The following is a 12,475-nucleotide window of genomic DNA, read 5'->3' on the forward strand; positions in this document are numbered from 1 at the left end:
GTTGCAAGGTATAGACCCGAAACCCGGTGATCTAGCCATGGGCAGGTTGAAGGTTGAGTAACATCAACTGGAGGACCGAACCCACTAACGTTGAAAAGTTAGGGGATGACCTGTGGCTAGGAGTGAAAGGCTAATCAAACCGGGAGATAGCTGGTTCTCCCCGAAATCTATTTAGGTAGAGCCTCGGACGAATACCATTGGGGGTAGAGCACTGTTTGGGCTAGGGGGTCATCCCGACTTACCAACCCCATGCAAACTCCGAATACCAATGAGTACTATCCGGGAGACACACGGCGGGTGCTAACGTCCGTCGTGGAGAGGGAAACAACCCAGACCGCCAGCTAAGGTCCCAAAGTGTATGTTAAGTGGGAAACGATGTGGGAAGGCTAAAACAGCTAGGAGGTTGGCTTAGAAGCAGCCACCCTTTAAAGAAAGCGTAATAGCTCACTAGTCGAGTCGGCCTGCGCGGAAGATGTAACGGGGCTAAACATACCACCGAAGCTGCGGCTGCGAGCTTTGCTCGCGGGGTAGGGGAGCGTTGTGTAAGTGGCTGAAGGTGTGCCGGGAGGCATGCTGGACATATCACAAGTGCGAATGCTGACATGAGTAACGACAATGCGGGTGAAAAACCCGCACGCCGGAAGACCAAGGGTTCCTATCCCATGTTAATCAGGGTAGGGTGAGTCGACCCCTAAGGCGAGGCCGAAAGGCGTAGTCGATGGGAAACGGGTTAATATTCCCGTACTTGGTATAAATGCGATGGGGGGACGGAGAAGGCTAGGCAGGCACGGCGTTGGTTGTCCGTGTGAAAGTATGTAGGCTTGAATCTTAGGAAAATCCGGGATTCTTTAAGGCTGAGATACGAGACGACACTCTACGGAGTGGAAGCTGTTGGTGCCATACTTCCAGGAAAAGCCTCTAAGCTTCAGTTTATATCGAATCGTACCCCAAACCGACACAGGTGGTCAGGTAGAGAATACTAAGGCGCTTGAGAGAACTCGGGTGAAGGAACTAGGCAAAATAGTACCGTAACTTCGGGAGAAGGTACGCTCTTGAGTGTGAAGGACTTGCTCCGTAAGCACTTGAGAGTCGCAGTGACCAGGTGGCTGGGACTGTTTATTAAAAACACAGCACTGTGCTAAATCGCGAGATGACGTATACGGTGTGACACCTGCCCGGTGCCGGAAGGTTAATTGATGGGGTTAGTCTTCGGACGAAGCTCTTGATCGAAGCCCCGGTAAACGGCGGCCGTAACTATAACGGTCCTAAGGTAGCGAAATTCCTTGTCGGGTAAGTTCCGACCTGCACGAATGGTGTAACCATGGCCACGCTGTCTCCACCCGAGACTCAGTGAAATTGAAATCGCAGTGAAGATGCTGTGTACCCGCGGCTAGACGGAAAGACCCCGTGAACCTTTACTACAGCTTGGCACTGAACATTGAGCCTACATGTGTAGGATAGGTGGGAGGCTTTGAAGCGGTGACGCCAGTTACCGTGGAGCCATCCTTGAAATACCACCCTTGTATGTTTGATGTTCTAACGTTGGCCCCTGAATCGGGGTTGCGGACAGTGCCTGGTGGGTAGTTTGACTGGGGCGGTCTCCTCCCAAAGAGTAACGGAGGAGCACGAAGGTTGGCTAAGTACGGTCGGACATCGTACGGTTAGTGTAATGGTAGAAGCCAGCTTAACTGCGAGACAGACACGTCGAGCAGGTACGAAAGTAGGTCATAGTGATCCGGTGGTTCTGAATGGAAGGGCCATCGCTCAACGGATAAAAGGTACTCCGGGGATAACAGGCTGATACCGCCCAAGAGTTCATATCGACGGCGGTGTTTGGCACCTCGATGTCGGCTCATCACATCCTGGGGCTGAAGTCGGTCCCAAGGGTATGGCTGTTCGCCATTTAAAGTGGTACGCGAGCTGGGTTTAGAACGTCGTGAGACAGTTCGGTCCCTATCTGCCGTGGGCGTTTGAGAATTGAGAGGGGCTGCTCCTAGTACGAGAGGACCGGAGTGGACGAACCGCTGGTGTTCGGGTTGTCATGCCAATGGCACTGCCCGGTAGCTACGTTCGGAATCGATAACCGCTGAAAGCATCTAAGCGGGAAGCGAGCCTCGAGATGAGTTCTCACTTGGAGTTCGACTCCACTAAAGGGCCGTTGAAGACTACAACGTTGATAGGCAGGATGTGGAAGCGCTGTGAGGCGTTAAGCTAACCTGTACTAATTACCCGTGAGGCTTAACCATACAACGCCAAAATGGTGTGAGACTGTTAAGTTAGAAGTTAGAAATTAAAGACTGAAGTAGACGTTTACTTATAAAGCTTTCCGAATTAATACTGATTGCAATAGCGATTAGTAACCAACTTTGCTTGGTGATAATAGCGTTCTGGACCCACCTGACCCCATGCCGAACTCAGAAGTGAAACGGAACTGCGCCGATGATAGTGTGGCATTTGCCATGTGAAAGTAGGTCATCACCAGGCTCCTAATTAAAGAAACCCGTTGCAGCAATGCAGCGGGTTTTTTTGTGTTTGGGGGTTAAGCTCTATTGAATAACCTCGAGCTTGCTGCAACTGCAGGTCGGTCTTTAGGCCGACATGACAGACGGTAGTAGCGCACTGCAGGAGCATATTACCGAAAAGGCCCAAAATACATCATACTCACGCCACTGTCATGGTAACCCCTAAAGCAAAATATTTTCAATAAAATCCAAAGGATTAAGCCATGCTTCATAGAGTGTTTTAATCGCTGCTTACCTTTTGCTTTGTGCCTGAGTTTGTTTTAGGATCAGGACATTCTCACTAAGGTTAAGAACGAAGTGATTCGAAATTTATTATTACTTATCTTTGCGTTAACTGCCTACAGCACTCAAGCAATTGAAGTAAAAGGCCTCTACCAGTATCGTCAGCCTGTGGAAGACAAGACAAGAGAGAGTCGTGCTACGGCCAGTAAAAATGCGTTGCTGAATGTGATTGTTAAGGTTACTGGCGACAAAAACTCGGCTTCAAACAGCGCTGTACGTGGGGCTCTATCTGATATTTCTAACTATATGACTAAGTACGAATACGCTGACAACAAAGGCCAGTCTTACTTAGTAGTTCAGTTTGATAGCAGTAAAGTCAACGCGCTCGTTAGAGACGCAGGGTTACCTTTGTGGGGCAATCGTCGACCACTTGTAGTTATTTGGATGGCAATTGAAGATGGTTGGCAGCGAGATTTATTGACTCCCGACTCACATCCACAAGTTCAGGCGCTACTGGCAGACAGAGCGACACGCCGAGGTCTCCCTGTTGTGACACCATTACTTGATTTGGAAGATCATCGGCGTGTATCAGTTGCTGATGTGTGGGGTAATTTTAGTGAATCTCTTGATGCTGCCTCACAGCGTTATATGGCTGAAAGGGTTGTATCTGCGCGCTTGTACTCAGATCCAAATTCTGATGCTTGGACGCTCGAATGGCGTTTTACCAATGAAGATCAATTTGAGGCAATCAAACACAAAGGTGACCAGCAGCAAGTTATTTTGGACATGGTCGACTCCCTTGCCAGCGAGTTAGCCAATGAATATGCTGTTGATGCGAGTTCTGGCTACGATACCCAACAACAAACACTTAAACTGTATAACACTCGTAGCTTTGTTGATGTTGAATATGCATTGCGCCGCCTTCGTAGTCTTAGTGTAGTGACCGACGCAACCGTTAGCCATATCACCAAAGGACGGGTTGATATTACCGTTAGCCATACTGGGGATGTCGAGGATCTGAAAAAGGCCCTAACTTTAGATTCTTATTTTGTTGATTATCGTGATCCTAAAAAATTCTATTATTCTGATAATAATGATGATCTTGAGTACGCGTGGCAATAACGAATGATGCATAGTTCACAACTGGCATTGCCAGTCACCTTGCCCGATGATGAAACATATTCGAGCTATTTCGGTGGTGAAGATTCACTTGAGGTTAATCATCTCAAAGCGGCGTTTGATCATTTGAATGAGCAATTCCACTACACATATCTGTGTGGATTGGGAGACTCAGGTAAATCTCACTTACTTTACGCAACCTGTGTGCACGCTCATGAGCTGGGTCTTTCAAGTATGCTGATTTCATTGAGCGAAGTTCAACAGTATGGGCCTCAAGTACTTGAAGGGCTTGATGCGCTGGACGTGGTATGTATTGATGATTTGCATGTTATTGCAAATGACGAAGCGTGGGAAAAAGCACTGTTCAACTTTTTCAACCGATTTAATGAACCCGGAAAACTGTTATTAATCTCCGCAGACTTACTGCCAGATATGCTGCACATCGCATTACCTGATTTGGAGTCTAGGTTGAAATGGGGTACCACCTTGCAGATTCGCTCGATGAGTGACGATGACAAAGCGCATGCCCTCACTAACCGTGCGAAAATGCGTGGATTAGAATTGTCTAACGAGTGCGCACGATTTTTGTTAACCCGATTAAGCCGAGATATGCGCGCATTGTTGGATGTATTAGACAAGCTGGACCATGCGTCAATGGCAGCGCAACGCAAACTGACAATTCCATTCATAAAAGCCACACTTAAGCTGTAGAAACAGGCCTAGAGGGCTAGAATACATGCGGCCCTTTAGTTATCATAAGTAGTTAAATAAACACTTTAAATTATCACCCTAGTCAGGTATCCGATGAACTTAGAAGCGATTTTGGCTGACGCCTTGAAGGCGGTAGAAACAGCCAGCGAAATCGCGCACTTAGAAGATGTGCGCGTAAATTACCTTGGTAAGAAAGGTGAAATAACAGGATTACTTAAAACACTTGGTCAAATGGCGCCAGAAGAGCGTAAGAGCGCAGGTCAAGTAATTAACGAAGCTAAACAACAAGTTACCGAAGCAATTAACACCAAGCGTGAAGTGTTAAGTGCTGCAGCATTGGAAGCAAAACTAGCTGCCGAAACAGTTGATGTGACGCTTCCTGGTCGCAAAATGGCCTCGGGTGGTGTACACCCAGTAACACGCACTATTGAACGTATTGAGTCGTTCTTTGGTGAACTCGGCTTTGCAGTGAAATCTGGCCCTGAAGTAGAAGATGACTTTCATAACTTCGATGCGTTGAATATCCCTGCGCATCACCCAGCTCGAGCAGATCACGATACATTTTATTTCAATCCGAAATTGGTACTTCGTACGCAAACCAGTGGTGTGCAGATCCGTACTATGGAAACTGAGCAACCACCACTAAGAATTATTTCTCCGGGCCGAGTTTACCGTAACGATTACGATCAGACGCACACGCCAATGTTCCATCAAGTTGAAGGCTTGATGGTTGATACCGATGTGAGCTTCACAGAGTTAAAAGGTATTTTGCACGATTTCTTACGCAACTTCTTCGAAGAAGACATGGAAATTCGTTTCCGCCCATCTTACTTCCCTTTCACGGAGCCTTCAGCGGAAGTAGATGTAAAAGGTAAAGATGGTAAATGGTTAGAGGTTCTTGGTTGTGGCATGGTGCACCCAAATGTACTTCGCTCAGTCAATATCGACCCAGAAAAGTACACTGGCTTTGCCTTTGGTATGGGCGTTGAACGTTTAACCATGCTTCGCTATGGCGTGACAGACTTACGCGCATTCTTCGAAAATGATATGAAATTCCTAAACCAGTTCCGTTAAGAGGTCGACAGAAATGAAATTCAGTGAAAAGTGGTTACGCGAGTGGGTTAACCCAGCTATCGACGCGAACGAACTGGCAGAGCAACTTTCAATGGCTGGTCTTGAAGTAGACAGCGTTGATGCTGCGGCAGGCGAATTCAGTGGTGTGGTTGTTGGTGAAGTGGTTGAATGTGGCCAGCACCCTGACGCAGACAAATTACGTGTAACCAAAGTGAATGTTGGCCAAGACGAGCTATTAGATATCGTGTGTGGTGCGCCAAACTGTCGCCAAGGTCTTAAAGTAGCGGTTGCCAAAGTCGGCGCGGTATTACCGGGTGACTTCAAAATTAAAAAAGCCAAACTTCGTGGTCAGCCATCTCACGGCATGCTTTGTGCGTTCGTTGAATTGGGTATCAGTGAAGAAGGTGACGGCATCATGGAATTGCCAGCTGATGCGCCAATCGGTCAGGATTTACGCGAATACTTGGCACTCGATGACAACATTATCGACGTTGATTTAACCCCTAACCGCAGTGATTGTTTGGGTATTAAAGGCCTTGCTCGTGAAGTCGGTGTACTAAATAGCCTCGATGTCAACGAGCTAGAAATCCCAGGTGTAGCGCCAACAATTGATGATGCTATCACCATTGAACTTGTGAACGAGCAGGCATGTCCTCGCTATCTTGGTCGTGTTATTAAGGGTATTAACCTAGACGCGCAAACACCGCTATGGATGGTCGAAAAGCTGCGTCGCAGTGGGATTCGCTCAATCGATCCAGTTGTCGATGTAACTAACTATGTACTTATAGAGCTGGGTCACCCTATGCATGCATTTGACTTGAATGCAATCGAAGGGGGCATCAAAGTACGCAACGCTAATCCAGGTGAAGAATTAGTCTTACTTGATGGCAACACAGCAAAATTGAACGAATCAACACTCGTCATTGCAGATCACAACAAAGCGCTGGCAATGGCCGGTATTTTTGGCGGTGAGAAATCAGGTGTGACAGAGAGTACTGCTGATATCTTGTTAGAAAGTGCGTTTTTCAACCCAGTTGCCATTGCAGGTCAAGCACGCAGCTATGGTTTACACACAGACGCTTCACATCGTTATGAGCGTGGTGTTGATTTCGCATTGCAACGCGATGCCATAGAGCGTGCAACAGCACTCCTACTAGAGATTGTTGGTGGACAAGCAGGTCCTGTTGTTGAAGCAGTTGCACCAGAACAATTACCAAAAGTTACGGCTGTACAATTACGTCGTGAACGCCTCGACCGTGTCATTGGTTACCATATCAATGATGAAACAGTGACGAATATCCTTCGTCGTTTAGGCCTTGATGTGCAATTCGAAAACAATACCTGGCAGGCTGATGTACCTAGCTATCGTTTCGACATTAGCATTGAGGAAGACCTCATCGAGGAAGTGGCACGTGTATTTGGTTACAACAATATTCCAAATGAAGCACCACTTGCTAAGTTGAACATGACGCAGCACAACGAAGCAACTGTATCAGTTAAGCGTATGCGCGATACTTTGGTGACTCGTGGTTACCAAGAGGCAATTACGTATAGTTTTGTCGACCCTAAAGTACAAAACGCGATTCACGGTGAAGAAAATAGCTTGGTATTGCCGCATCCGATCTCAATTGAAATGTCGGTTATGCGTAAATCACTTATTCCAGGTATGTTAAGTACATTGGTATATAACCAAAACCGTCAACAACCACGTATCCGTTTCTTCGAGCATGGCTTAAAGTTCATTGCTGATGAAAGCGCTGAAAATGGTGTGCTTCAAAAGGCCGTCATTGGTGGGGTAGTTACGGGGAGCTGTTATGGCGAACATTGGGACTTACAATCTCGTCCAGCGGATTTCTTTGACGTAAAAGGTGATGTTGAAGCGTTACTTGCATTGTGTAATGACAATGCGCGTTTCAGTTTTAAAGCTCAGCAATGTGACGGCCTTCACCCAGGTCAAAGTGCCGCAATTTATGCTGGCGACGAATGTGTAGGTTTCATCGGTGCCGTACACCCGCAATTGCAGAAGCAGCTTGGTATCAACGGTACGGCGTATGTCTTTGAAGTAGAAGTTGAATCTATTTCAAGTCGTTTGTTACCAAAAGCGGTAGGGATTTCTAAGTTCCCTTCAAACCGCCGTGATATCGCTATTTTGGTCAAAGATGACGTAAAAGCAGGCGATGTTTTAGCAGCGATAGAAAAAGTTGGCGGAAATCAATTGGTTGACCTAAACTTATTCGATGTGTATAAGGGTACAGGAATTGAGCCAGATTATAAGAGTTTGGCAATTGCTCTAACACTACAAGCGGTTGATAGAACGCTCGAAGAGAAAGATATCAACTTAGTTGTCGACAACGTCGTAGCCACACTGGCTAAAGAGTTTAACGCATCGTTGAGGGACTAGATATGGCGCTTACTAAAGCCGACATAGCTGAACACCTATTTGAGAAGTTGGGGATCAATAAAAAGGATGCCAAAGAACTAGTTGAAGCGTTTTTTGAAGAAATCCGCTCAGCTCTAGAAAATGGGGAGCAGATTAAGCTGTCCGGCTTTGGCAATTTTGATCTTCGCGATAAAAAAGAGCGACCAGGTCGCAACCCGAAAACTGGGGAAGATATTCCTATTTCGGCGCGTCGCGTGGTCACATTTAGACCCGGTCAAAAACTGAAAACCCGAGTAGAAGTCGGTACCAGTAAGCTAAAATAAGAAAAGCAGCCTTTTGGCTGCTTTTTTACTTCCTAGCCTCATTAAGACTTAGGCGAGTGGAACGTCCCCGAGACTATTTGGTCGTAGGTCGTTTGTGCTAAGTCGTCTAATCTGTCCGTGTCATGACCGGCTTCTTTGGTATAAGTAGTTAATGCGTTGTAGTCGATATTCTCTATCCCCGCGAGGGTAGCAATTCTCGCAAAGGTATAGGCCAAGTTGTAATCATGCCTTTGGTAATGGATATTCACCAATGAGGTCAGTACTTCTGGATTTGGTACTGTGTCTGGTTGATTTAGCTCTAAGTTACGATATAAATGCTGCAAGGTTTTGTCTGTATCGACTTTCATGTAATAGCTTGCCAGATAAAATTGCGCATCCTGCGAGTTAGTGACCTTAGGGTCTTTCTCCATTGCTAATAAGCGCCTAATCGCATCCTGATCATTGTTTCTCGACCAATGATAAAATAGAAGTCCGGGATGATTGGTGCCTTTGGTTTCAAACAACAGGCGATTTATTTCTTTTTGGGCGGTGTGGTAACCCGTATATCGAGAAGTGGTTTTTTCCTTTAGCTTGATGTGCTGAATCTGTGCTGCTAATTCCACACATTTACTGTATTTTTCGAAATGTTTGAGTAGCTGATACTTATTTTCTAGGTCTGGCTTATTCGTTTCATCAAGTCTGGCCATAATCACGTCGGCGCGCTCGTATCGGCAATGGCTATCGGTATTGAGATCTTCACATAACATCGCATGGCTTTCACACACCTCACGGATAGTTGGCTCGGAGTCACAGCCAGCAATAGCACCAATAAACATCACGCCAACTAGTAATCGCATAATTTACCCTTTTAAACAGTTTCTAACAGCTAGTGTAGTCCATGCAGGGGTGCACTTACAGCTTGTACCTAGGGTATATTGATCCGCAACAATAAATAACTATCTGTCGTAAAAACAAACGGCTAGGGCTAATGGGGTGCATAGAGGTGGTTATTATCAAAACTTTGCATTAGAATATGGCCGCCCGACATGCGGTAAATTGTCCTGTATCACGCTCTCACTTTGTGATGGACAGCTCACACGTCGGTTTGATATCCGTTCAAATAAATTTCAAAGGCAGAAACAATGACCTCATCTCACGAGCAAGAATACTTGAACAGTTGGCAGGAACGCCAAGACTTCGCTGAAAGTATGCAACCAATCATCGGTAGATTGTACCGCAACCGTGGTATCGAAATTGCAGTGTATGGCCGTCCACTAGTCAGCGCCAGCACTATTGATATCATCAAAGCGCACAAAACCGTTGCTCAATTTGAAGAATCAAAACTTCGTTTACGTGAAAGCTTCCCGTTCTTAGAAGCTATCGGCAAAATGGAGCTTAACTCTGCACGCATCGATATCGGTAAGCTTGCTTATAACTACCTATATAAAGATGGCGCAAACGGTCGTTCTGTAGAAGAATATCTTAATGATGAGTTAGCAGAAATCACCAATGCGGGTGATGCAAAAGAACCACGTGATGTTGTTCTTTACGGTTTTGGACGTATCGGCCGTCTACTTGCTCGTCTACTTATTGAAAAATCAGGTCCTTACGCAGACCTTCGCCTTCGCGCAATCGTTGTTCGTGGTGGTAAAGATGGTGACCTAGAAAAGCGTGCAAGCTTACTACGTCGTGATTCAATCCACGGCCCATTCAATGGTTCTATTACTGTTGATAAAGAGCGCAACGCAATCAAAGCAAACGGTAGCTACATCCAAGTTATCTACGCTAACTCTCCAAGCGAAGTTGATTACACTGCGTACGGTATCGACAACGCGCTTATCGTTGACAACACAGGTATCTGGAAAGATGAAGCAGGCCTAGGTCAACACCTAGAGGCAAAAGGTGCAGCTAAAGTACTTCTTACTGCTCCAGCTAAAGGCAGCATCAAAAATATCGTCTATGGTGTGAACAACCAAGATATTAAGCCTGAAGACAAGATTGTGTGTGCGGCGAGCTGTACTACAAATGCTATCACGCCAACGTTGAAAGCGTTGAATGACAAGTTTGGTATCCGCAATGGTCACGTTGAAACGGTTCACTCGTACACTAATGACCAAAACCTTATCGACAACTACCACAGCGCTGAGCGTCGTGGTCGTGCAGCAGCATTGAACATGGTTATCACTTCAACAGGTGCGGCCAAAGCTGTATCTAAAGCGCTTCCAGAGCTTGAAGGTAAACTAACTGGTAACGCTATCCGTGTTCCTACACCAAACGTATCAATGGCGATTTTGAATCTAAATCTTGAGAAAGCGACGTCAGTAGAAGAGCTTAACGCTTTCCTACGTGAAACTGCGCTTTACTCAGATCTTCGCGATCAAATCGACTACACAGCGTCAACTGAAATCGTTTCTACTGACCTTGTAGGCAGCCGCTATGCAGGTGTTGTAGATTCACAAGCAACAATCGTTGATGGTGAACGTGTTGTACTTTACGTATGGTACGATAACGAATTCGGCTACAGCTGCCAGGTAGTTCGTTGTATGCAAGACATGGCTGAGTGTACTCACCCAAGTCTACCGCGCTAAGCAACAAAACTACTTTAATAGCCGGCACTGAGTGTCGGCTTTTTTATTGCTAAAATTGTTCGCAAGCGATGTTGAGCAGAAGTACCACTTCTCGCTAACAACGTTTGTGACGCCATTTAGATATTTATTTCGCGCTTTAATTTTAGGAGCAACCATGAACATCACGAGTAATTTCGACAGTGGTAACATCAAGGTTATCGCTTGTGAAAACCCGATGGATATTCAACTTGAGATCAACAAGGACAACCAGTCTGATTTTTATCAATGGTTCCATTTTCGCCTAGAAACCTCTCCGTTTGTTGAGCACCGTCTTCACATCAACAAATTGGCTGAGTCTGCGTATCCACAAGGTTGGGATGATTATCATGCAGTTGCTTCTTATGACCGTCAAACTTGGTTCCGTGTACCCAGTCGTGTTGAAGATGATGCGTTAGTTATCGATTTCGAACCTGAGTGTTCACAGGTATTTTTTGCCTATTTCGCGCCATATAGCTATGACCGTCACCTTGATTTAATTTATTGGGCGCAAAGCCACGATATCTGTCACGCTCAAAACTTGGGATTAACGCTTGATGGCCGTGATATGACGGTATTACGTATCGGCGAGCCAAGTGATGATAAGAAAGTAGTGTGGATCACCGCCCGTCAGCACCCAGGTGAAACAATGGCCGAGTGGTACGTAGAAGGTCTACTGCACAAACTACTGGATGACGAAGACCCACATGCAGCAGCGTTACTATCAAAAGCTGTTTTCTACATTGTGCCAAACATGAACCCCGATGGCAGTGTGCGTGGCCATTTACGCACTAATGCAGCAGGTATTAACCTCAACCGTGAGTGGGCTACACCAAGTATGGAAAAGAGCCCAGAAGTGTTCTTAGTACTTAATAAGATGCGTGAAGTGGGTCTAGACATGTATCTGGATATCCACGGTGATGAAGCGCTGCCTTACAACTTCGTTGCAGGTAGTGAAGGTATTCCTAGCTATGATGCACGCCTTGAGGGCCTTGAAAATAGCTTCAAACAGGCACTGTTGACTATCACCCCTGAATTCCAAGACGAATTTGGTTACGACAAAGATGCTCCAGGGCAAGCGAACCTAACCGTTGCTTCATGTGCGGTAGGTGAAGAGTTTAAAGCGCTCGCTTATACGGTGGAAATGCCGTTTAAAGACAACGCTAATCTGCCAGATGTAGATTATGGTTGGTCTGACCGTCGTTCATATCAGTTCGGACAAGACACATTAGGCGCAATTTTAGCTGTGGTTGATAAGCTAAGATAAACCCTATTTGCACTAGGCAAGGGTCTTGCTTAACCGTGATAATTACAAAGGCATTGGTTGTAAATTTCAGCCAATGCCTTTTTTGTATATCAAGCGTAGGCCGCTCACATGAAAATCCTGTTGATTAAACGCATTTGCATCTAACAAAGAAGATTGCTGGGTTAAGCTTAGGTGGTTACCATTGTGCAGTTACTTTGAAAATTAACTGTTAACAAACTGAGGTGGTATAAGTTAATATTCATTAAGTTGAAAAGCAGTAAGTCTCTTAGCTTGCT

At 45.9% G+C, this 12,475-nt stretch carries 8 protein-coding genes and 2 rRNA genes (1 of these 10 running past the window's edge); 9 read left to right on the plus strand and 1 reads right to left on the minus strand.

Annotated elements, in window-relative coordinates; genetic code table 11:
- The 7 genes from ACH19P_RS08525 to ihfA all read left to right on the plus strand — a co-directional run.
- Positions 1 to 2,246: ribosomal RNA gene (locus ACH19P_RS08525) — 23S ribosomal RNA — on the plus strand; it begins 639 nt to the left of the window's first position.
- A gap of 123 nt (positions 2,247 to 2,369) precedes the next feature.
- A 5S ribosomal RNA gene (rrf, locus tag ACH19P_RS08530) occupies positions 2,370 to 2,484 on the plus strand.
- Positions 2,485 to 2,819: 335 nt separating this feature from the next.
- Positions 2,820 to 3,866 carry a DUF2066 domain-containing protein gene (locus ACH19P_RS08535; RefSeq protein ID WP_462158164.1) on the plus strand — a complete coding sequence of 349 codons (1,047 nt, stop codon included), beginning with the start codon at positions 2,820 to 2,822 and terminating at the stop codon, positions 3,864 to 3,866.
- 3 nt (positions 3,867 to 3,869) lie between these two features.
- Entirely contained in the window at positions 3,870 to 4,574 is a 705-nt protein-coding gene (gene hda, locus ACH19P_RS08540; RefSeq protein ID WP_462158165.1) for a DnaA regulatory inactivator Hda, read from the plus strand.
- Positions 4,575 to 4,667: 93 nt separating this feature from the next.
- Positions 4,668 to 5,648: a phenylalanine--tRNA ligase subunit alpha gene (gene pheS / locus ACH19P_RS08545; RefSeq protein ID WP_462158166.1), complete on the plus strand. Its 981-nt coding sequence runs from the start codon at positions 4,668 to 4,670 to the stop codon at positions 5,646 to 5,648.
- 13 nt (positions 5,649 to 5,661) lie between these two features.
- Positions 5,662 to 8,049, plus strand: a complete 2,388-nt coding sequence (gene pheT / locus ACH19P_RS08550; RefSeq protein ID WP_462158167.1) for a phenylalanine--tRNA ligase subunit beta — start codon at positions 5,662 to 5,664, stop codon at positions 8,047 to 8,049.
- Between the two features lie 2 nt (positions 8,050 to 8,051).
- A complete protein-coding gene (gene ihfA / locus ACH19P_RS08555; protein WP_022943602.1) occupies positions 8,052 to 8,351 on the plus strand; it encodes an integration host factor subunit alpha in 300 nt (99 codons plus the stop codon).
- A 41-nt stretch (positions 8,352 to 8,392) separates the two neighbouring features.
- On the opposite strand, the gene ACH19P_RS08560 is transcribed toward ihfA, so the two are convergent.
- Positions 8,393 to 9,187: a DUF2989 domain-containing protein gene (locus ACH19P_RS08560; protein ID WP_462158168.1), complete on the minus strand. Its 795-nt coding sequence runs from the start codon at positions 9,185 to 9,187 to the stop codon at positions 8,393 to 8,395.
- A gap of 285 nt (positions 9,188 to 9,472) precedes the next feature.
- On the opposite strand from ACH19P_RS08560, the gene ACH19P_RS08565 reads away from it, so the two are divergent.
- Both ACH19P_RS08565 and ACH19P_RS08570 read left to right on the plus strand, forming a co-directional pair.
- Positions 9,473 to 10,918 carry a glyceraldehyde-3-phosphate dehydrogenase gene (locus ACH19P_RS08565; protein ID WP_462158169.1) on the plus strand — a complete coding sequence of 482 codons (1,446 nt, stop codon included), beginning with the start codon at positions 9,473 to 9,475 and terminating at the stop codon, positions 10,916 to 10,918.
- A gap of 154 nt (positions 10,919 to 11,072) precedes the next feature.
- On the plus strand, positions 11,073 to 12,200 hold the full coding sequence (locus tag ACH19P_RS08570; protein ID WP_462158170.1) for a M14 family metallopeptidase: 1,128 nt from the start codon (positions 11,073 to 11,075) through the stop codon (positions 12,198 to 12,200).
- Positions 12,201 to 12,475: the final 275 nt, after the last annotated feature.

Source organism: Pseudoalteromonas sp. GB56 (assembly GCF_054923835.1).